22 protein-coding genes are annotated in these 19083 nt (G+C 71.6%); 16 read left to right on the top strand and 6 right to left on the bottom strand.

All coding sequences use genetic code 11. The features are described 5' to 3' along the window. The first annotated feature begins 127 nt into the window (after window positions 1-127). Entirely contained in the window at window positions 128-901 is a 774-nt protein-coding gene (locus tag ACZ56V_RS01365) for a ferritin-like domain-containing protein (protein ID WP_356371460.1), read from the top strand. 42 nt (window positions 902-943) lie between these two features. On the opposite strand, the gene ACZ56V_RS01360 is transcribed toward ACZ56V_RS01365, so the two are convergent. The 4 genes from ACZ56V_RS01360 to ACZ56V_RS01345 form a co-directional block, all read right to left on the bottom strand. Next, entirely contained in the window at window positions 944-1213 is a 270-nt protein-coding gene (locus ACZ56V_RS01360) for a hypothetical protein (protein WP_398913168.1), read from the bottom strand. Between the two features lie 189 nt (window positions 1214-1402). After that, window positions 1403-1630, bottom strand: coding sequence for a DUF3107 domain-containing protein (locus ACZ56V_RS01355; RefSeq protein ID WP_007444428.1), 228 nt, complete (start codon window positions 1628-1630; stop codon window positions 1403-1405). 142 nt (window positions 1631-1772) lie between these two features. Beyond that, window positions 1773-2414: a TetR/AcrR family transcriptional regulator gene (locus ACZ56V_RS01350; protein WP_030400709.1), complete on the bottom strand. Its 642-nt coding sequence runs from the start codon at window positions 2412-2414 to the stop codon at window positions 1773-1775. Between the two features lie 218 nt (window positions 2415-2632). Next, on the bottom strand, window positions 2633-2860 hold the full coding sequence (locus ACZ56V_RS01345) for a hypothetical protein (RefSeq protein WP_398913165.1): 228 nt from the start codon (window positions 2858-2860) through the stop codon (window positions 2633-2635). A gap of 309 nt (window positions 2861-3169) precedes the next feature. On the opposite strand from ACZ56V_RS01345, the gene ACZ56V_RS01340 reads away from it, so the two are divergent. The 8 genes from ACZ56V_RS01340 to ACZ56V_RS01305 all read left to right on the top strand — a co-directional run bounded on the left by ACZ56V_RS01340 (window position 3170) and on the right by ACZ56V_RS01305 (window position 14350). Further along, window positions 3170-4228, top strand: a complete 1059-nt coding sequence (locus ACZ56V_RS01340; protein WP_468938323.1) for an alpha/beta fold hydrolase — start codon at window positions 3170-3172, stop codon at window positions 4226-4228. Between the two features lie 8 nt (window positions 4229-4236). Continuing rightward, window positions 4237-5871 carry a DUF3152 domain-containing protein gene (locus tag ACZ56V_RS01335; protein ID WP_468938320.1) on the top strand — a complete coding sequence of 545 codons (1635 nt, stop codon included), beginning with the start codon at window positions 4237-4239 and terminating at the stop codon, window positions 5869-5871. Between the two features lie 205 nt (window positions 5872-6076). After that, complete coding sequence (locus ACZ56V_RS01330; RefSeq protein WP_468938318.1) at window positions 6077-7828, top strand: DUF3492 domain-containing protein; 1752 nt, start codon at window positions 6077-6079, stop codon at window positions 7826-7828. After that, window positions 7825-9198, top strand: coding sequence for a hypothetical protein (locus ACZ56V_RS01325; protein WP_468938315.1), 1374 nt, complete (start codon window positions 7825-7827; stop codon window positions 9196-9198). The genes ACZ56V_RS01330 and ACZ56V_RS01325 overlap by 4 nt, the downstream gene beginning before the upstream one ends. Window positions 9199-9309: 111 nt before the next feature. After that, the gene (locus ACZ56V_RS01320; protein WP_398913157.1) at window positions 9310-10368 is read left to right on the top strand and encodes an NAD-dependent epimerase/dehydratase family protein; all 1059 of its coding nucleotides are present in this window, start codon (window positions 9310-9312) and stop codon (window positions 10366-10368) included. Next, complete coding sequence (locus ACZ56V_RS01315) at window positions 10356-11105, top strand: spherulation-specific family 4 protein (protein ID WP_468938312.1); 750 nt, start codon at window positions 10356-10358, stop codon at window positions 11103-11105. Before ACZ56V_RS01320 ends, ACZ56V_RS01315 begins: the two co-directional genes overlap by 13 nt. A 63-nt stretch (window positions 11106-11168) precedes the next feature. Then, the gene (moeZ, locus tag ACZ56V_RS01310; protein ID WP_104635329.1) at window positions 11169-12347 is read left to right on the top strand and encodes an adenylyltransferase/sulfurtransferase MoeZ; all 1179 of its coding nucleotides are present in this window, start codon (window positions 11169-11171) and stop codon (window positions 12345-12347) included. Between the two features lie 1442 nt (window positions 12348-13789). Next, window positions 13790-14350 (top strand): HDIG domain-containing metalloprotein, encoded by a 561-nt coding sequence (locus tag ACZ56V_RS01305; RefSeq protein WP_468938308.1) that lies wholly within the window; start codon window positions 13790-13792, stop codon window positions 14348-14350. On the opposite strand, the gene ACZ56V_RS01300 is transcribed toward ACZ56V_RS01305, so the two are convergent. Then, entirely contained in the window at window positions 14338-14808 is a 471-nt protein-coding gene (locus ACZ56V_RS01300; RefSeq protein WP_007387631.1) for an NUDIX hydrolase, read from the bottom strand. The two genes, ACZ56V_RS01305 and ACZ56V_RS01300, sit on opposite strands and share 13 nt — an antisense overlap. A gap of 46 nt (window positions 14809-14854) precedes the next feature. Continuing rightward, the gene (locus tag ACZ56V_RS01295; protein WP_359341910.1) at window positions 14855-15586 is read right to left on the bottom strand and encodes an XRE family transcriptional regulator; all 732 of its coding nucleotides are present in this window, start codon (window positions 15584-15586) and stop codon (window positions 14855-14857) included. Window positions 15587-15741: 155 nt separating this feature from the next. On the opposite strand from ACZ56V_RS01295, the gene ACZ56V_RS01290 reads away from it, so the two are divergent. The 7 genes from ACZ56V_RS01290 to ACZ56V_RS01260 are packed head-to-tail and all read left to right on the top strand — an operon-like array spanning window position 15742 to window position 19077. Beyond that, the gene (locus ACZ56V_RS01290; RefSeq protein ID WP_007387638.1) at window positions 15742-16098 is read left to right on the top strand and encodes an SCO3933 family regulatory protein; all 357 of its coding nucleotides are present in this window, start codon (window positions 15742-15744) and stop codon (window positions 16096-16098) included. Window positions 16099-16101: 3 nt separating this feature from the next. Beyond that, window positions 16102-17457 carry an FtsK/SpoIIIE domain-containing protein gene (locus ACZ56V_RS01285; RefSeq protein ID WP_468938303.1) on the top strand — a complete coding sequence of 452 codons (1356 nt, stop codon included), beginning with the start codon at window positions 16102-16104 and terminating at the stop codon, window positions 17455-17457. 21 nt (window positions 17458-17478) lie between these two features. After that, window positions 17479-17676, top strand: coding sequence for a hypothetical protein (locus tag ACZ56V_RS01280; protein ID WP_468938300.1), 198 nt, complete (start codon window positions 17479-17481; stop codon window positions 17674-17676). A 17-nt stretch (window positions 17677-17693) separates the two neighbouring features. Continuing rightward, complete coding sequence (locus tag ACZ56V_RS01275; RefSeq protein ID WP_468938297.1) at window positions 17694-18371, top strand: DUF2637 domain-containing protein; 678 nt, start codon at window positions 17694-17696, stop codon at window positions 18369-18371. Window positions 18372-18384: 13 nt separating this feature from the next. Beyond that, window positions 18385-18576 (top strand): mobile element transfer protein, encoded by a 192-nt coding sequence (locus tag ACZ56V_RS01270; RefSeq protein ID WP_011030191.1) that lies wholly within the window; start codon window positions 18385-18387, stop codon window positions 18574-18576. A gap of 9 nt (window positions 18577-18585) precedes the next feature. Continuing rightward, entirely contained in the window at window positions 18586-18741 is a 156-nt protein-coding gene (locus ACZ56V_RS01265) for a hypothetical protein (RefSeq protein WP_037824408.1), read from the top strand. Window positions 18742-18762: 21 nt separating this feature from the next. Beyond that, entirely contained in the window at window positions 18763-19077 is a 315-nt protein-coding gene (locus ACZ56V_RS01260) for a SpdD-like protein (RefSeq protein ID WP_468938293.1), read from the top strand. The last annotated feature ends 6 nt before the right edge of the window (window positions 19078-19083 follow it).

Genomic DNA, 19083 nt, shown 5'->3' with positions numbered 1-19083 from the left:
TCGGCAGGCGCATTACCACCATACCCCGGATTCGCGCACATGCGATGGCCGATTTGCTCACGTAGTCGTCGTCACACTGACTGACCAGGGACTTACCACCGCCGAAGAGCGGGCTATTGTGCGCTGTATGACGAGCTCTGACAAGCCTGGCACCGCCGCAGACGCCCCCGCCGAGACCACCGGGACCCCGGGTACCGCCGGAGCCACGCCGGTCGCCGCCCGCGACTGGGCGACGGCCGCGTCCGACCCGCAGTACCGCGCCGCGGTCGTGGACCTGCTCGGCGCGCTCGCGTACGGCGAGCTGGCGGCGTTCGAGCGGCTCGCGGAGGACGCCAAGCTGGCGCCCACGCTGGCGGACAAGGCGGAGCTGGCGAAGATGGCGTCGGCGGAGTTCCACCACTTCGAGCGGCTGCGCGACCGGCTGGCAGAGATCGGCGAGGAGCCGACGGGCGCCATGGAGCCGTTCGTGGCGGCCTACGACGGCTTCCACAAGCAGACGGACCCTTCGGACTGGCTGGAAGGTCTCGTCAAGGCCTACGTCGGCGACTCCATCGCCAGCGACTTCTACCGCGAGGTCGCCGCCCGCCTGGACACGGACACCCGCGAGCTGGTCCTCGCCGTGCTCGACGACACCGGGCACGCGGGCTTCGCCGTGGAGAAGGTGCGCGCGGCGATCGACGCCGACCCGCGCGTGGGCGGGCGGCTCGCCCTGTGGGCGCGGCGGCTGATGGGGGAGGCGCTCTCGCAGTCCCAGCGGGTGGTGGCCGACCGGGACGCGCTGTCGACGATGCTCGTGGGCGGCGTCGCGGACGGCTTCGACCTGGCCGAGGTCGGCAAGATGTTCTCCCGGATCACCGAGGCGCACACCAAGCGGATGGCCGCGCTGGGGCTGGCCGCCTGACCTGCGCCGGAGCGGGCCCCGGCGCGGTACGGCGACTGCCGCTCAGGCGGCCGACGAGCTGCGACGGAGACGTCCCGCGGGGCGCAGCAGCAGCGACAGCGAGGCCGCGGAGAGCGTCGCCGAGCCGAGCAGCACCAGCACGATCCCCCCGGCGCCCAGCGCCGTGTGCGTGACGAACGCCCCGAAGAGGGCCCCGGCGACGCCGGTCGGCAGGACCAGGAGCGGGGCGGGCAGGCGGTGGGGCAGACGGTGTGCGGCGGCCCATGCCAGGGCGAGGCCGAGGAGTGCGGCGCTGAGCGCTTCCAAGATCATGTCTGGGTCCCTCCCACATGGCCGGCCTGCCCCAAACGGTCACAGCCGACTTACCCCTGACCTGCGGAATGCAATCCTCCCCCTGTGGGTGAACCGTGCTCCGCCCGTGAACGGGAAGACGGGTGGGGCCCAGCGGTGTGTCACCGCCGGGCCCCACCCGTACTTCGTTCGTCGTCCCGCGTCCGGCGGCTACAGCGCGCCGAAGCCCACCTTGCGCGGGGCCGGCTCACCGATCTCGACGTAGGCGAGCCGGTCGGCCGGCACCAGGACCTTGCGGCCGTGTTCGTCCACGAGGCTCAGCAGCTGCGACTTGCCGGCCAGTGCCTCGCCCACCACGCGCTCGACCTCCTCGGCGCTCTGACCGCTCTCCAGAACGATCTCGCGAGGCGCGTGCTGCACGCCGATCTTGACCTCCACGGCTATGTCCCTCCGACGGTCAGTAAGTGCGCGATCTTCCGCGCCGTACCAGCACACATTAGCCCGGTGAGGGGACGTACACGCTGCGTCGGAGAACGCCAGGAGCGAACAGCCGACGGGAACAGAACCCGCGCCGCGGTGGTCAGTGCTGCTCGGTGCCGTGCAGCGGGAAGCCCGCGATGCCCCGCCAGGCCAGCGAGGTCAGCAGCTGGACCGCCTGGTCGCGGGGCACGCTGCGGTCGCTGTGCAGCCAGGAGCGCGCCACCACCTGCGCGAGACCGCCCAGGCCGGAGGCGAGCAGCATCGACTCCGCGCGCGAGAGGCCGGTGTCCTCGGCGATCACGTCGCAGATCGCCTCGGCGCACTCGTTCGTCACCTTGTCCACGCGCTCGCGCACGGCGGGCTCGTTGGTCAGGTCCGACTCGAAGACCAGGCGGAAGGCACCGCCGTCGTCCTCGACGTAGGCGAAGTAGGCGTCCATCGTCGCCCGGACGCGCTGCTTGTTGTCCGAGGTCGACGCGAGAGCGCTGCGCACGGACTGGATCAGCGCCTCGCAGTGCTGGTCCAGCAGGGCGAGGTAGAGGTCGAGCTTGCCGGGGAAGTGCTGGTAGAGCACCGGCTTGCTGACGCCGGCGCGCTCGGCGATGTCGTCCATCGCGGCCGCGTGGTAGCCCTGGGCGACGAACACTTCCTGTGCGGCGCCCAGCAGCTGGTTGCGTCGGGCTCGGCGGGGAAGGCGTGTGCCCCGCGGGCGTACCGCCTCTGTCTGCTCGATGGCTGTCACGCCGCCTCCCATAGTCGTCCTCGTGCGGTGTGCGCCGCGTCGACATCGTACTTTTCGGTAACCGTGGTGTGTGTGCTGCGAGCGCAGAATTTCACGGACCGGACGGTGGCGATAGCCGCACAACAGGTTTCAAAAGTGTCCAGAGCGGGCAAAGATCGGCCTCCCATCCGGGCGGTGGAGCCGCTCCGCCGCCTCGTGGCGCGTCGCGTCCCCGCCGTTCAGCGGTAGTCGTCCTCGTCGTGCGAGACGACCCGGGCCTGCTCGGCCAGGTCGGCCTCGTTGGCGAGGCCCGGCTCGACGCCGGTCAGCGGCTCGTCGCGCTCCTGGCCGAGGTCCGCCCGCTGCTCGGCGGCGTCGGCGTCGGGCGCTTCCACGTCGCGGTCCTCCGGATCCGGTGCCTGGACCTCGTCGTCGAAGGTCTCGGGGTCGGTCGGGTCGACGGTCATGCTGGGCTCCCTTCCTACGGACGGCCCCCGGGTGCAGGGGTCACACGCGGGTGCCCACTTCACGAGCCTAGGAGACACCCGATCCGGACGCCATGCGTCGCCGGGCCGGTCTTGGGCGCCCGGTCCTGCGTGTCCGGTTCTGCGCGCTTGGTTCTGTGTGTCCGGTCCTGCATGTCCGGTCCTGTCTGTTCGGTCCTGGCGTCGACGGCAGGCGCCGACGGCATCCGTACCCCGCCGACGCGCCGCCGCAGCACTGCTTGTGACGGCGAACACGTGAACCATTGTGTGATCATCTCGTAATATTGCCGCATGCCTTCGACCGAGCCGCCGTCCGTGCCGCCCGCCAACGTGCTGCCGAAGGTCGCGGCCGTCAAGGCCGCGGACGGGGAGCGGCTCAGGTCGGTCCACCTGCCCGGCATCAGCCTGACGGTGCGGTCGAGACGCCCCGCCCGCGAGGGCCTGCCGCCCGCCCTCTACGTCCACGGCCTCGGCGGCTCCTCGCAGAACTGGTCGGCGCTCATGCCGCTGCTGGACGGCGTAGTCCACAGCGAGGCCGTCGACCTGCCCGGCTTCGGCGACTCCCCGCCGCCGGACGACGGCGACTACTCGATCACCGGCCACGCGCGCGCGGTCGTCCGTTACCTCGACGCGTCCGGGCGCGGTCCGGTGCACCTGTTCGGGAACTCGCTCGGCGGCGCCGTCGTCACCCGCGTGGCCGCGGCACGGCCCGACCTGGTGCGCACGCTGACGCTCGTGTCGCCCGCGCTGCCGGAGATCCGCGTGCAGCGCACCGCCGTACCGACGGGGCTGCTGGCGCTGCCGGGGGTGGTGCGGCTGTTCACCCGGCTCACCCGGGAGTGGACGGCGGAGCAGCGGGTCCGTGGCGTGACGGGGCTCTGTTACGGCGACCCCGGGAGAGTGAGCGAGGAGGGCTTCCGCAACGCCGTCGAGGAGATGGAGCGGCGGTTGCAACTGCCGTACTTCTGGGACGCGATGGCGCGTTCCGCGCGGGGTATCGTCAACGCGTACACGCTCGGCGGCCAGCACGCGCTGTGGCGACAGGCCGAGCGGGTTCTCGCACCCACGCTCCTGGTCTACGGTGGACGGGACCAACTCGTCGGTTACCGCATGGCCCAGCGGGCTGCCCGCGCCTTCCGCGACTCCCGGCTGCTGACGCTGCCGGACGCGGGACACGTGGCGATGATGGAGTATCCGGAGGCCGTGGCCACGGCGTTCCGCGAACTCCTCGCGGACACCGCGGACACGGCTGCCGCCGCGGACGCGGTGGACACCGGGAAACCGACGGGTGGCGAGAGGACCGACGGGGCCGCGGACAGCGAGCCCGCCAACCAGACCACAGGAGGCTGAGGCGCGACGTGGGACGCCACAGCCGCCGCGGGCCCGCCCCCAGGGCAGACGCCGCGGACACCGCCGCAACACGCGAGAACCCGTCGGGGCGGCCCGAGCCGCGTCCGGCGAACGGACCGTCGCGGGAGCCGCAAGGACCACAGGCGCCACAGGGGCCGTACCGACCGCGGCGGGCCGAGGGGGCGCCCCGTGGGGCGGCGGCGCCGGGCGACGCCCCGGGCGTCCGCCAGGGGTACGCGGGCCCCGGCCCGGGGCGAGGCCCGGGCGCTCGTTTCCCGGACGGAACACCGGCCCACGGCTTCCCCCGGATGACGGACGGGACGCCCGCGCGGGGCGTCCCGAGGCTCCCCGACGGCACGCCGGCGCACGGCGTGCCCAGGCATCCCGACGGCACCCCTGCGCACGGTGTGCCGCGGGTCCGGGGCGGCCACCCCGAGCAGCGGGAACCCGGCGGCGGCTGGGGCGACTTGGGCGGGCGGACCGGTGCCGGGTACGGATCGGCGGCGGGACCGGGCGCCGGGGTTCCCGGGGCCTTCGTGCCGTCGCCGTCCGGGCCGCCGCGCCCGCCCTTCCCGAGGCAGCGGCAGGCGCCCGGGGAGGGGCCCCGGCAGGACTACCTGGACGCCTTCGGGGAGGACGACGACGTCTTCTCGGGCCGTCCCCAGCGGCGTGCTCCCGGTGCGTCGCGGCCCGCCGACCCGTACGCCTCCGTCACCGACTGGAGCGCCGCCGACGGGCGTGAGGCCGCGGGCGGTGCCGGGAGTGGCGGCGCCTCCGCCGACGCGGGTGCGGACGCCGACGACCAACCGCCCACGGGCGAACCCGCACCGGTCAAGGGTGCCAAGGGCCGGACCTTCACCGGTATCGCGGCGGCCGCCGTCACCACCGTGCTGGCCGTCGTCGTGGCCGGTCAGGTCGCCGACGGGGCGGACGGGGGCGACATGCGCGCCCAGTCCGCCACCGACCAGGCCCGGGGCGCCCACGACCCGGCGTCACGGGACGACCAGCGCCCGACGCCCTCCGCGCCCGAGGCCGCGAAGCCGCTGACGTACGAGCAGAAGATGGGCAAGACCTACCCGCTCAGCGCCACCCTCAAGGCCTCGGGGAAGTTCGACGCGGTCCCGGGCATCGCCAAGGGGCCCGGGCGGGGGCAGAAGTACACCTACCGCGTGGACATCGAGCAGGGGCTCGGTCTCGACGGCGCGCTCTTCGCCGACGCCGTGCAGAAGACGCTCAACGACGACCGGAGCTGGGCCCACAACGGCGCCCGCAGCTTCGAGCGCATCGAATCGGGCCGGCCCGACTTCGTCATCACGCTGGCCAGCCCCGGCACCACCGCCGAGTGGTGTGCCAAGTCCGGCCTGGACACCACCGAGGACAACGTGTCCTGCGACTCGGCCGCCACCCAGCGCGTGATGATCAACGCCTACCGCTGGGCCCAGGGCGCCGCGCCGTACGGTGACGCGATCCACCCGTACCGGCAGATGCTGATCAACCACGAAGTCGGTCACCGCATCGGCTACAACCACGTCACCTGCGACAAGGACGGCGAACTCGCCCCGGTCATGCAGCAGCAGACGAAGTTCATCGACCACGACGGAATCGACTGCCGTCCCAACCCCTGGGCGTACCCGAACAGCTGACCGGGCACGGCATCACGTGTGGTGACTGCTTGATCTCCTAGCGCGACCGAACGCGCCTCGCACGGGAAAGTTACGACCGTTCACCCCTTTTGGTGGCGCGATGGACAACCGTCCATCGCGCCACCTCCTTGTCCGCATACGTTCGTCCCGCTGCGAGCCGCCGAGCCAACGGCGGTTCCCCAAACGGGAGATCGGGGGTGCGCGCGTGCGCATCGGACTGCTTACGGAGGGTGGCTATCCGTATGTGAACGGTGAGGCCGGACTCTGGTGCGACCGGCTCGTGCGCGGCCTGGACCAGCACGAGTTCGACGTCTATGCGCTCAGCCGGAGCGAGCACGAGGAGGCCGAGGGCTGGGTCCCGCTGCCGCCGCAGGTCGGCCGGGTGCGCACCGCCCCGCTGTGGGAAACCGTGGACGACGGAATCGTCCACGGACGGCGCGCGCGCCGGCGCTTCGCCGAGTGCTACGGCGAGTTGGCCACGGCCCTGTGCACCGCGGGTCCCGGGAACCCGTCCGGGGGACCGGAGGGAGAGCCGGAGGGGCAGTCCGCCCTTGAGGCGGACCGTTTCGCCAGCGCGCTGTACGGCCTCGCCGAACTCGCCCGCGACGAGGGTGGACTGCCCACCGCGCTCCGCTCGGAGAACGCCGTACGCGCCCTGGAACGCGCCTGTCGCGCGCCCGGCGCCCACCGTTCGGCGCGCGAGGCACGCGTTCCCGACCTGCTGACCGTCGCCGCGCGCCTCGAACGCGTTCTGCGCCCCCTGTCCCTGGACTGGTACGAGGACGACGACCTCGGCTCGGTGGACCTGTGCCACGCGACCTCCGGCGGTACGGCAGCCCTCCCGGGCCTGCTCGTCCGGCACTTCTGCGACGTGCCCCTGCTGGTGACCGAGTACGGCGTGCGGTTGCGGACGCACTACCTGACCGAACCCGACTCCTCACCCGCGATACGGTCGCTGCTCGCCGCCTTCCACGGTCGGCTGGCCGCCGAGACCTACCGGCGCGCGGCCGTGATCACGCCCGGCAACACGCACGCCCGGCGCTGGCAGGAGCGCTGCGGCGCCGACCGCGCCAAGCTACGCACGGTCCACCCGGGCATGGACGCGGCCCCGTTCGCGGAGGTGGGGGAGTCCCCGGAGTGTGCCGACCCGCAGACCCTCGTCTGGGTCGGCCGTGTCGAGCCGGCCAAGGACCTGGTCTCGCTGCTGCACGCCTTCGCGGAGATCCGCAGGGCGGAGCCCGGATCGCGGCTCAGGATCGTCGGCGCCCCCTCGGGCCCGGAGGGCGCCGCGTACCTGGTCCACTGCAAGGCGCTGGCCGCGCAGCTGTTTCCCGACGAGGCCGACGGCCCGCACGCCGTCGGCCGCAACCCGGTCTCCTTCGAGGAGACCGGCGGGCCCGAACTGCCCTTCCGAGCCGACGCGTACGCCTCGGGCGCCCTGGTGGTGCTCTCCAGCGTCGTCGAGGGGTTCCCGGCCGGGCTGGTCGAGGCCATGTTCTGCGGCCGCGCGACGGTGTCCACGGACGTCGGCGCGGTGGTGGAGGCCATCGGCGGCACCGGGCTCGTCGTGCCCCCGCGCAATCCGCGGGCGCTCGCCGAGGCGTGCGTCGCGCTGTTGCGCGACCCCGAGCGCCGGGACCGGTTGGGCGCCGCCGCGCGCGCCCGCGCACTGGAGCTGTTCACCGTCGAGCAGAACATCGCGGCATTTCACGGCATTTACCTGGAGATCCTCTCGCGTACACCGGCACGCCGCGTCCTCCTCGACGACACCGGCGAGCCCCTGCCCTTCGGCGTACCCGCCGAGGCCCACGTCCCCGGTCGCTGGAGTGACCCGACGGCCCGTGTCGTGGCCAGGGGCGGTTCCAGTACGGCCCGGAGCGGTCCCGGCTGGGCGACCGAGGCCGATCCGGTCCGGGCGACCACGCCGGTCTCGGCGAGCGAGGGAGCGGCCCGATGAGCGGCCTCGGCGAACTGGACCGGCCCGAGACCCCGCGCAGCCCGGGCGCCTGGGACGAACGTTCACGGACCTCCCTGGCCCACGGGCCCGACGGGGCCGACCCGGCCCTCGGCGCGCAGACGGGTGCGGGGGACGGTGGGCGCCCGGTGGACGGCCCGGCTCCGGCGGAGGACTGGAGTCCGGAGGAGGGCGTGCGGCTTCGTGACGGTGCCGGCCGTGAGGGTGCCGGTCGTGACGGTGCCGGTCGCGACGGCGGCAGGAAGTCGCCGTCCGCGTCCGTCGCACGCCGTGCCGCCGCGGACCCCGTGAAGGGGCTGCTGCACCGGCACCGCGAGCTGTGCGAACGCGCCGTGGACCCACTGGAGATCGCGGCGGGACTGGAAGCGCACGGCGTCACCGACCGGACCGCCGCCCGCTTCCGTCACCGTGACGTGTTCTCCCTCGCGGAAGAGATGTACGCCCGTGTCCCGCGCGACCGCGACGGCCCCGCGCGTCCCGAGATCGCGCCGACACCCCGGCCACGCGGGCCACGCACCGCCGGAGTCGTTCTCGCCCTGCTGCCCGGTGTGCTGTGCGCCGCCACCGTCGCCGGACTGCGCCTGGCCGAGGGCCGACCGCGCATGATCGTGGCCGTCGTCGGCATCCTCGCGGTGTCCCTGGCCCTGGGGGCCGCGCTGCGCCGCGGGCCGCTGAGCGCCGCCACGCGCACCACCAGCATCTGGACCTGCTGGCTCGTCGGCTACGCCGTCCTCGGCGACGGACTCCTGCGGACCGCGGTCAGCGGCGGCCCCGACGGTCTCCCGGACGGCACCGCCGACGGCCCGTGGCCCGTCACCGTAGCCCCCGTCCTGGCGCTCGCGCTGTCCTACGCCCCCGCGGCCGGATGCGCCCGCCTCTTCACCGCGGGCGCCCGCGGCAAGCTGACGTCCAGCCGGGGCCTGGCCGACTTCTCCGCCTCCGTACGCCCCCTGCTGTTCGGCACGTTCGCCCTGTACACGGGCGCCCTCACGGGCCTGCTCGCGCTGACCGGCGCGGTGCTCGGAGAGCCCGCCGGTCTTCCCCAGGGCCTCAGCCTGGGGGCCCTGCTGCTGCTCGCCCGGCTGCTCACCGTGCACGGTCACGCGTACGCCCCCACGCTCGTCCTCACCGCCGCGGCCGCCGCGGAGGCAGTCGCCCTGGCCACGCTCTTCGCCGGCCGCCTCCCCGGCTGCGGCTTCCTGGCCGTCCCCGTGGAGACCCTGGTCACCGCCTGCGGACCGGCCGGTGTCCCGACGGCCGTCTGCGGCCTCGGCGCCCTGACCCTCCTGGTGCACGCGGGCCGTCGCCTGACCCGGGCGTCGGCCCACGCGACGACGGAGCGAACAGGGTGAGCGCCCGCACGAACAGCCCTTCACACGCCCCCGACACCCTCGCATCACCCCTTGAAGGAGCCCCCAGATGACCACCTCCCGACCCGACGCCTCGGCACCGGGAGCCGCCCGATGAGAGTCCTGCTGATCGGAGCCAACGGCTACATCGGCCGCTTCGTCGCCGACCGTCTGCTCGCCGACCCGGCCGTCCAGCTCACCGCGCTCGGCCGGGGTGACGACGCCGACGTCCGCTTCGACCTCGCCACCGGAAGCCCAGGCGCCCTCACCCGCTTCCTCGACGCGGTCCATCCCGGTGTGGTCGTCAACTGCGCCGGCGCCACCCGGGGCGGCGCCCGCGAACTCACCCGGCACAACACCGTCGCCGTCGCCACCGTCTGCGAGGCACTGCGCCGCAGCGGCTGCGGCGCCCGCCTGGTACAGGTCGGCTGCAGCGCCGAGTACGGACCCAGCCAGCCCGGCTCCTCGACCGCGGAGGACGCCGTGCCCCGCCCCGGCGGCCCCTACGGCGTCAGCAAACTCGCCGCGACCGAACTCGTCCTCGGCTCCGGCCTGGACGCCGTCGTCCTGCGGGTCTTCTCGCCCGCCGGACCCGGCACGCCCGCCGGCTCCCCGCTGGGCCGGCTCGCCGAGGCGATGCGCCGCGCGATGCAGTCCGGCGACGGCGAGCTGCGGCTCGGTGGCCTCGGCGCCCAGCGGGACTTCATCGACGTCCGCGACGTCGCCCGCGCGGTGCACGCCGCCTCGCTCTCCGCCGCCCAGGGCGTCATCAACATCGGCTCCGGCCGCGCCGTCCGCCTGCGCGACGCCGCCGCCACCCTCGCCCGGGTCGCCGGCTACGGCGGCGCCCTGCACGAACTCGACGGCCCCCCGGGCGCGCTGCGGCCCGCCATCGGGCACCCCCGCACGGAGTCCGTCGGTCACCGCGTCGACGGACTCGGGCACCACCGGACCGACGCCCTCGGCCATCACCGCCCGGACCCCCTCGGAAGCCGCGGCGAGCGCACGGACCCCGAGCACGCGGCACCGGCCCCCCACCCGTACCCCGACGGCTGCGGCAGCTGGCAGCAGGCCGATGTGCGCACCGCACGCGACCGGCTCGGCTGGCGGCCCCGGATCGCCCTCGAAGAGTCCCTCGCCGACATCTGGATGGAGGCGGCATGCCGTATCTGACCAGTACCCGAACCGGCACCGCGAGCACCGGTGTCCGAACCGGCCTCGGTGTCCCGGGGCTGGCCCACCCCCTCGTCGCCCCCGACGAGTGGGCCGGCCTCACCAGCCCCGGCACCCCGCTGCACTGGGTCGTCCTCAACATCGCCGACGGGCCCGGGGCCCACCCCGACCCGCGGTGCCTGGAGGCCGCCGGTCGCCTGCGCAACGCGGGCGTCCGCGTCCTCGGCCATCTCGACGCCGCGTACGGAACCCGCAGCCTCGGCGAACAGATCTCCGACGCCCACCGGTACCTCGACTGGTACCAGGTCGACGGATTCCTCCTCGCCCACTGCCCGTCCGACCGGGCCGCCCTCCCCGAGGTCCGCCGTACGGTCACCACTCTCCGGACGATCCGTGACGGTGCCCACATCGTCCTCGGTCACGGCACCCACCCCTGTCCCGGCTACGCCGAGAACGCCGACCAGCTCGTCACCTTCTCGGGCACCTGGGCCGACTACCGCTGGTCCCAGGCGGCCGAATGGAGCGCCGACTATCCGCCCGAGCGCTTCTGCCACTTCGTGCACGGCCTGCCGCGCGGGCACCTGGAGGAAGCGCTGCGCATCGCCCGTTGGCAGGGAGCGGCGACGATCTACTTCACCGACCGCACGGACCGCGGCGGCCGGGCCGACCCCTGGGAGACGATGCCCGGCTACTGGGACGAAATCGTCTCGCGGGTCGGGACAGGTGTCTCGGAATGAAAAAGGCCGTGGCAGTGTTACTGGGAGAACAACCGTAATTACTGACCGACCAACGGAGTCCCCGTGTCGCTGCCACCCCTGGTCGAGCCGGCCGCCGAGCTCACCGTAGACGAGGTCCGCAGGTACTCCCGCCACCTGATCATCCCCGATGTGGGGATGGACGGGCAGAAGCGGCTGAAGAACGCCAAGGTGCTCGCCGTGGGCGCGGGCGGCCTCGGTTCGCCGACCCTGATGTACCTGGCGGCAGCCGGTGTCGGCACGCTCGGCATCATCGAGTTCGACGAGGTCGACGAGTCGAACCTGCAGCGGCAGGTCATCCACAGCCAGGCCGACATCGGCCGGCCCAAGGCCGAGTCCGCCCGTGACACCATCAAGGGCATCAACCCGTACGTGGACGTGATCCTTCACCAGGAGCGGCTCGAGGCCGACAACGTGATGGACATCTTCAGCCAGTACGACCTGATCGTCGACGGCACGGACAACTTCGCGACCCGTTACCTGGTCAACGATGCCTGCGTGCTGCTGAACAAGCCCTACGTCTGGGGTTCGATCTACCGCTTCGACGGCCAGGCCTCCGTCTTCTGGTCCGAGCACGGCCCCTGCTACCGCTGCCTCTACCCGGAGCCCCCGCCGCCCGGCATGGTCCCCTCCTGCGCCGAGGGCGGTGTGCTGGGCGTGCTGTGCGCGTCCATCGGCTCCATCCAGACCAACGAGGCCATCAAGCTCCTCCAGGGCATTGGCGAACCGCTGGTCGGCCGCCTGATGATCTACGACGCCCTGGAGATGACCTACCGCCAGGTCAAGGTCCGCAAGGACCCCGACTGCGCGGTCTGCGGCGAGAACCCGACCGTCACCGAGCTCATCGACTACGAGGCCTTCTGCGGCGTCGTGTCCGAGGAGGCCCAGGCGGCCGCCGCCGACTCCACGATCACTCCCAAGCAGCTCAAGGAGTGGATCGACGACGGCGAGAACATCGAGCTCATCGACGTCCGCGAGCCGAACGAGTTCGAGATCGTCTCCATCCCGGGCGCCCGGCTGATCCCGAAGAACGAGTTCCTCATGGGCTCCGCCCTGGAGAGCCTCCCGCAGGACAAGAAGATCGTCTTGAACTGCAAGACGGGTGTCCGCAGTGCGGAAGTCCTCGCGGTCCTCAAGTCCGCCGGCTTCTCGGACGCCGTCCACGTCGGCGGCGGTGTGATCGGCTGGGTCAACCAGATCGAACCGGAGAAGCCCGTCTACTGATCACCGGCTCCGCTCACCAGCGAGGCTGAAGAAGCCCACGGCTCTGACCAGTTCAGATGCCGTGGGCTTCTGTCGTTGCCGGTCAACGTCGGCTGACCCCGGACGGCCCAGGGACGGCCCCGGGACGCCACGTCGGGGCATCGCTTCAGGAGTGCCGGCAACCGCCATGCGCACTCCGCGGGCGGTGCTCCCCGCGGTTTGCGTGTCCGGTCAGTCCGCCGATGCGGAACTGGGGCGTTCGCGGACTGTCAGCCTGGTTGCTGTTCTCCGTGGCTGTACTGACCCCGCGAAGAGCACGGTGGCCAGCGCGAGAACGTCAGCGTACGCACTCACCACCTCAGCCGCGGTGCTCCAGGAGACGACAACGACTACCACCACCGTGATCACCAACGGTTTCAGACCTGGGTTTGACAGCCCCCACGGGGGAAGGGTCAGACTCATTCTTGAACCTCCTTGGTTCATGCCCATCCGGTCGCCTCGCCGGGAAGCCTGCGCGACTGGGTGGGCGCTTCGAGGGCCCGGGCAGGTGCATTTCGGGTTCTCGTTAACGGTCTGACGCCTTCACTGTCGGCCCCGCCTGGTCGCTGGCTGCGGACCGCGCGAGAGCCCTTCTCGTTCGAGAGCATGATCACCCCACCCCCCTTCTTGGGCTGCGGCTGGCGCCGCACGGCTGAATTCAATAGCATGAGGCGAGAGAAGTACAAACCCCCAGGTCAGGGGTCGTGTGGGTCTCGTCAATCAGTTGTCAATCAAGTTCGCGACTTAGTTGTCAATTAAGTTGCGAACTTAGCTGGCGAACCGATTGTCGATTATGTTTGCGCATTACGGGATCGGATTAGCTTGGCGAATATGTCTATGAAAAAGCTTCGCATATTGCTGAGCGTGATTTGAAAGCTTGGTGGCTACCTTTTGGAGCGCACCAAATGAGTGGCGCGCTTCGTCGAGCGGGCGGCGGAGCGGCTTTGGGCTGGAGCTGCTTTGGGGCGAGTGATCATGGCCCCGTAAGCTTCCGGCGAGTCGGGCAGTCTGTGGACCTGCCCGTTAAAGCACGACGTTGGGGCCATGATCTTAGAGGCTCGCCCCAAAGTGGCTGCCTAAAGCCGTGGAACCGGCCGCCCCAGCCACGACGGGGTTCTGGCCTCGGGATCGTCCTCTAACCCCTGCCCCGGCCTGGTCTTCGCCCCCTTGTGGGCGCGGGCGGGCGACGCCGCGCGGCCCCGGTGACGAAGGCAAGGAGGGGCAGCGCGGCGGCGACCGACCGGCGCCGCCGCGCTGTGCGCGGCACCTCCGATCTCCCGATCGGACTGCTTGCAGTTCCAGGAGGCCGGGAGCGACGCGAGCGAAGCGAGCCTTGATGATGTAGGGAAACTCTTACCGCGCCACGCCTTGGGTCGCTGGTCCGGGGTGTCGGCTACGCGTCCGTCTCGGCTACCGTGCGGACTATGCCCTCTGGATTGGACACGCCTCACGGCGCGGCTGAGCTGGCCGAGTCGCTCTTGCCTCCGCTCGGGAATCGTTGGCTGCACACTCAGGCGGTGGCGGCTCGTGCGAGCGAAGCGTCCGCGGCAGTGACCGAAGGGGACCGTGACCTGCTCGTAGCCGCTGCTTGGCTGCATGACATCGGCTATGCCCCGGAACTGCGGGACACCGGGTTTCACCCGCTCGACGGCGCGCGTCATCTGGAAAGCCTCGGGGCGCCCTCCCGGCTCGTCCGCCTCGTCGCTCACCACTCTGGGGCCGTGTACGAGGCTGAACAGCGTGGGCTCTCTGCTGAGCTTGACGTGTACGAGCGGGAGGACTCTCCCGTCCTCGACGCCCTGATCTACGCGGACATGACGACTGGCCCGGCCGGACAGTCCTTCGACTTCGATCACCGCATTGACGAGATCCTGGTGCGATACGAGCCGGGCAGCGAGGTGCACAACGCGATCAGCAAGGCACGTCCCTACCTCGGGGCCGCCGTCGAACGGACGCGCTCTCGCCTCGCTGATCAGCCGACGTAGGGATCGGGGCGATCACTCAGCCCGCGGTCGATCCGCATTCGCATCGACGGGTGGATGTTCAGGTCGTCCAGTCGGCTGGGGTGGACGAACGCCACCTCCTTGCTCTCGCTGCTCGTACGCAGCTCGCCGCCCACGATGCGGGCCCGGAAGCAGATCGAGAACTGTTGGCGCACTTCGCCGTCGTCGTACGCCATGACGTGCGCTGGGTTGGTGTAGATGCCGACCAGACTCGTCACCTCGACGTCGAACCCGGTCTCTTCCTTGGTCTCGCGCACGGCGGCGTCGGGGGCTGACTCGCCGACATCGACCCCACCGCCGGGCAGGGCCCACAAGTTGTTGTCCGTCTTGTGGATCAGCAGGACTTCCCCAGCATCGTTCAGCGCCACGGCGGTGACGGACGGAACAATGCTGTTCGCCTTCGGGGCGTTCGGATCGTTGAAGTAGTCGACTCGGGCCATGCCTCAAGCCTTGCACGCTCTGCCGGTGGCGATACCTCCCGGCTGGCTACTCCGGCCGACCGTGCTCCCATGCATAGTCGAAGCTCCGCATGTAGTGCCTGAACGTTCGGGCGCCGGGGATGTAGCGGAAGTGCAGTACGGGGTTCTGCCCCGCGGGTGCGCCGAGTACGTGCGGGTTCACCAACACGTCGTCATCGAACCGGTAGATCGAGTTGTACAGGATCGTGTCGTGCAACCGGACTTCGACACCTGGCGTCGTCATGGCCGGTGCCAGGTACCGCCGGGTGATCCGGGCTCGTGCGGCCAGATCGCCACCGATGCCTTCCTCTTCGCCGCGCTGGCGGACCATCTCCGAGTCGGGGTCGCCGAGCAGGACGCGCACTTGTCCTCCGGCCTTGGCCTTCTCTGCCAACTGGTCCGGAAGATCCGGATGGCTGTCGAAGAGGAACAGCCCCGCGTACACCAGGATGTCTACGTGGTCCCTCGCCTTCTCAATCAGGGATGACCACAGCGTTGCCGGCACTGCCCCACGGTGCGGGTAGTACGTGATCAGCTCGGAAGTACTCGCCGACTCGGCTTGCTTCTGTACGGCGGGCCAGATGTAGACCTCATCGACGCCCAGGAAGCTCGCGGCCTTCCAGCGGTGTCCCCGGTGCGGCGTGCGGTCCGTTGTAATCCACCGTTCCACGCTCTTGGGGTCCACCCCGACGTGCTGTGCCACGGACTGGATCGTCTCGCCCTTCGCTGAAATCGCCGCACGCAGACGCTCGTTCGCCATGACGTGTCCTTCCATGGACGCCGTAGGGACGTTTTGACGATAGCTCAGACGTCCCCAAACGTCCATACGGACCGTGATGCGTCCACTACCTTTCGCGGTCTCCTGATCTCACCGCCGGATGGCGGCTCAACTCCCGCTAGATCAGGAGACAGACGATGCGTCAGATCCCCGTCGACACGTCCACCGCCACCGTGATGGTGGCCCAGTCCCCGCAGCCGAAGGTGAAGGACCGCCGTACCGGCGAGCGGGCGATGGACGCCGAGACCGGCGCCGCGCTGTCGACCGTGGACGTGATGTTCGCGGCCAACGGTGAGGTGGAGATCCTGTCCGTGACCGTCCCGGAGACCGGCATTTCCGGTGACCTGATGATGGGCACCCCGGTCGCGCTCACCGGCTTGATCGCCCGGCCGTGGGAGAACGAGTTCAACGGCCAGAAGCGCCACGGCATCGCCTTCCGCGCGGTCGCCGTGACCTCCCTCGCCGCGGGTGCCTCGTCCTCGAAGGCGGCCTGAGCCATGACGTGGCTGACTGTCGTCCTGGTGCTGGTCGCTGCTGCTGCGGGTCTCCTGCGGTGGCGGCGCCCCGCCTGGTACTGGATGACCTTCGGGGTCACCCTCGCCGCGCTGCGGGTCCTGGTCCGCTACGGCTCGGTCATGGACGCCTGCGGGCTCACGGTCCCGGCCCCGCGCTGGCGCCTGACCCTGGCCCGGATAACCAACCGGCCGATTCCCGGTCCCCGTGCCCCGCGCATCCTGCGGCTGCGGGTGACCCGTACCGGCCTGGTCCTGCGGCTCAAGCTCCGCCCGGGTCAGGACGCCTTCGACGTGGCGGCCTCGTGTGACCGGCTGCGGCACTCCTTCGCCCTGTACGGGGTCACCTCGCGTGAGGTGCGCTCGGGTGTGGTGGAGCTGCGGATGACCGGCTACGACGTGCTCAAGCGGGTGCAGATGCCCGCCCGTGTCGACACCCGGCCGATGCGGGTCCCGGTCGCCCTGCGCGAGGACGGAGCCGTGCACTACCGCGACTACCGCACGGTCCCGCACGGCCTCACCCTCGGCGCCACGGAATCCGGCAAGTCCGTCTATCAGCGCACCCTCGTCGCCGCGCTCGCGCCGCAACGGGTCGCCCTGGTCGGCATCGACTGCAAACAGGGCGTGGAGCTGTTTCCGCTGGCCCGCCGGTTCTCCGCGCTCGCCGACAACCCCGACACCGCCGCCGAACTCCTCGCCGCCCTCGTGTCCCACATGCAGGACGTGTATCAGCTCATCCGGGCCGAGCAGCGGATCACCGCGGACGTGCCGGATGCGGAGATCGCCGCCGACATCTGGTCCCTGCCCGAAGACCTGCGCCCGGTGCCGATCGTGGTCCTGGTCGACGAGGTCGCCGAACTCGCCCTGTTCGCGACCCGGGAGGATGAGAAGCGCCGGGATCGGATCATCACCGCGCTCGCCCGGCTGGCTCAGCTCGGCCGCGCTGCCGGCATCTATCTGGAGATCTGCGGGCAGCGCTTCGGCTCCGAACTCGGCAAGGGCATCACGATGCTCCGTGCCCAGCTCACCGGCCGGACCGCGCACCGCGTCAACGACGAATCGTCGGCGAACATGGCCTTCGGCGACATCGCCCCGGACGCCGTACTGGCCGCGATCCAGATCCCCACCGACACCCCGGGCGTCGCCGTCACCGGCGATTCGTCCGGCGGCTGGGCCCGCATCCGCGCCCCGCACACTTCCCTGCGCCAGGCCGTGAACGTCTGCAACCGGCACGCCGACCTGACCCCGGACCTGCCCGCCCTCGCGCCGTTCCGGCCCGCCCTCGGCACCCTCGCCACGGCCCCGGCCCCGGCCGTCGAGTCGGCCCCGGCCGCCGCCTGACCCCGCCCTGGAGGCCCCGTCATGGCTACCGCGAAGAAGCCCACCACCCGCCGCAAGACCACGCCCGCCACGCCCGAACCGGCCTCGTGCCCGGAGTGCGACGGCACCGGCGAGCACACCGAAACCGTCCGCGTCGGCGCCCGCAAGGGACGCGCCACTGACGACCGTCAGACCGTCCTCTGCCTCACCTGCTGGGGCACCGGCCACGCCACCGACTGACCAGGAAGGAGGACACCATGGCCCGCACTGCCCTTCGCGTCGATGCCGTCCTGGTCCAAGCCGTCATCGCCGGTGCCCTGTCCTTCGCTCACCTTCACGACCTCGCCGCGGCTGCCGGACAGGACGGGTGGAAAGCCTGGGCCTACCCCGTCTCCGTCGACCTGCTCCTGGTCGCCGCCTGGCGCCGACTGCGCTCGGACGGACCGTCCCGGCTGGCGTGGTGCTGGTTCCTGATCGCCCTGGTGGCCTCGCTCGGCGCGAACGTGGCCACCGCCGGGTTCCTGGACCTGGAGCACCCGCCCGCCCTGCTCCGCCTCGGCGTCGCCGGATGGCCCGCCCTCGCCTTCCTCGGCGGCACCCTCCTCGCCCACTCACCCGCGCGCCCCGCCGAGACCCCGGAGACGCCCGCTGCTCCTGGCCCGGCGCCCGCGGCCGAGTTGGAGGTCGAACCGGTTCCCGCTGCCGAGCCGGACCCGGCTCCGGTCGACACGGCCGACGACGCTCCGGCTCTCCCGCCCGCCGTCTCGGCCCCGCCGTCCGCTGTTGACGTTCCGGCCGCGCTGGTCGACCACGCCCGCAAGGTCGCCGCCGACCACGAGCACCGAACCGGCGCCCGGATCGACACCGACACCCTTCGTGCACGTCTCGGCGTTCCGCCGCACATGGCCGACGCCATCGCCGCTCAACTCGCCTGAGGAGATCACCGTCATGCCTGCCCGCGACTTCTTCCACTCCGTGATGCGGATCGGACCGGTGCAGATCGGCACCCACCGCGACCGCCACGGCCAGACCAAGCACGCTGCCGTGTGCAGCAACGACGGCTGCGGCTGGTCCGCCGACTACACCAGCCAGTCCGCCGCCCAGCTCGCCGCCCGCACTCACCGCTGCAAGATCCGCTAGGAGGCCGTGATGGACGTCCCGCTCTGGTTCGCCCTGCTCTGCGTCGGAGTCCTCGGCGTCAAGCTCATCCGCCCGCCCTGGTGGCTCATCGGCGTGCTCCTGCTCGGCGGATTCCTCCTCGCCGACAGCGTCCTCGCCCCGGTCATCGACACCGCGATCAAGTAACCCACGGAAGAAGGAACGTTCATGCTCCGGCCCAAGCACCCGACCATGCCCCAGCCCACCGGCATCGTCACCCCGCCCGCCGTCATCGAACCCACCACGATCACCCCCAGCACCCCGACGGCCCCGGCCGCTCCGGCTCCGGCCTCGACCCGGCCCACGATCCAGCTCACCCCGGGGACCGCGCTCGCCCTCGTCGGCGGCGGCACCGCCGTCGTCCTCGTCGTCGGCGCCGTCCTGGTCTCCATGCTCCTGGCGGTCGCCATCACCGGCGCCTCGGTCGCCGTCTGCGCCGTCGTCCTGCGCTCCCTGCTCGCCTCCGACACCCGGCGCCGCTAACGGCCC

The organism is Streptomyces sp. NPDC034099, from assembly GCF_055575415.1.
This window is presented reverse-complemented; position numbering and strand designations above follow the sequence as displayed.

Excerpts from the sequence above, each read along its gene's own strand:
- ACZ56V_RS01300 (WP_007387631.1), bottom strand. The coding sequence starts at position 14,808 with ATGGCCCGAGTCGACTACTTCAACGATCCGAACGCCCCGAAGGCGAAC.
- ACZ56V_RS01275 (WP_468938297.1), top strand. The coding sequence starts at position 17,694 with ATGGCCCGCACTGCCCTTCGCGTCGATGCCGTCCTGGTCCAAGCCGTC.
- ACZ56V_RS01315 (WP_468938312.1), top strand. The coding sequence starts at position 10,356 with ATGCCGTATCTGACCAGTACCCGAACCGGCACCGCGAGCACCGGTGTC.
- ACZ56V_RS01365 (WP_356371460.1), top strand. The coding sequence starts at position 128 with ATGACGAGCTCTGACAAGCCTGGCACCGCCGCAGACGCCCCCGCCGAG.
- ACZ56V_RS01265 (WP_037824408.1), top strand. The coding sequence starts at position 18,586 with ATGGACGTCCCGCTCTGGTTCGCCCTGCTCTGCGTCGGAGTCCTCGGC.
- ACZ56V_RS01345 (WP_398913165.1), bottom strand. The coding sequence starts at position 2,860 with ATGACCGTCGACCCGACCGACCCCGAGACCTTCGACGACGAGGTCCAG.
- ACZ56V_RS01305 (WP_468938308.1), top strand. The coding sequence starts at position 13,790 with ATGCCCTCTGGATTGGACACGCCTCACGGCGCGGCTGAGCTGGCCGAG.
- ACZ56V_RS01290 (WP_007387638.1), top strand. The coding sequence starts at position 15,742 with ATGCGTCAGATCCCCGTCGACACGTCCACCGCCACCGTGATGGTGGCC.
- ACZ56V_RS01320 (WP_398913157.1), top strand. The coding sequence starts at position 9,310 with ATGAGAGTCCTGCTGATCGGAGCCAACGGCTACATCGGCCGCTTCGTC.
- ACZ56V_RS01325 (WP_468938315.1), top strand. The coding sequence starts at position 7,825 with ATGAGCGGCCTCGGCGAACTGGACCGGCCCGAGACCCCGCGCAGCCCG.
- ACZ56V_RS01280 (WP_468938300.1), top strand. The coding sequence starts at position 17,479 with ATGGCTACCGCGAAGAAGCCCACCACCCGCCGCAAGACCACGCCCGCC.
- ACZ56V_RS01340 (WP_468938323.1), top strand. The coding sequence starts at position 3,170 with ATGCCTTCGACCGAGCCGCCGTCCGTGCCGCCCGCCAACGTGCTGCCG.
- ACZ56V_RS01295 (WP_359341910.1), bottom strand. The coding sequence starts at position 15,586 with ATGGCGAACGAGCGTCTGCGTGCGGCGATTTCAGCGAAGGGCGAGACG.
- ACZ56V_RS01360 (WP_398913168.1), bottom strand. The coding sequence starts at position 1,213 with ATGATCTTGGAAGCGCTCAGCGCCGCACTCCTCGGCCTCGCCCTGGCA.
- ACZ56V_RS01270 (WP_011030191.1), top strand. The coding sequence starts at position 18,385 with ATGCCTGCCCGCGACTTCTTCCACTCCGTGATGCGGATCGGACCGGTG.
- ACZ56V_RS01285 (WP_468938303.1), top strand. The coding sequence starts at position 16,102 with ATGACGTGGCTGACTGTCGTCCTGGTGCTGGTCGCTGCTGCTGCGGGT.
- ACZ56V_RS01260 (WP_468938293.1), top strand. The coding sequence starts at position 18,763 with ATGCTCCGGCCCAAGCACCCGACCATGCCCCAGCCCACCGGCATCGTC.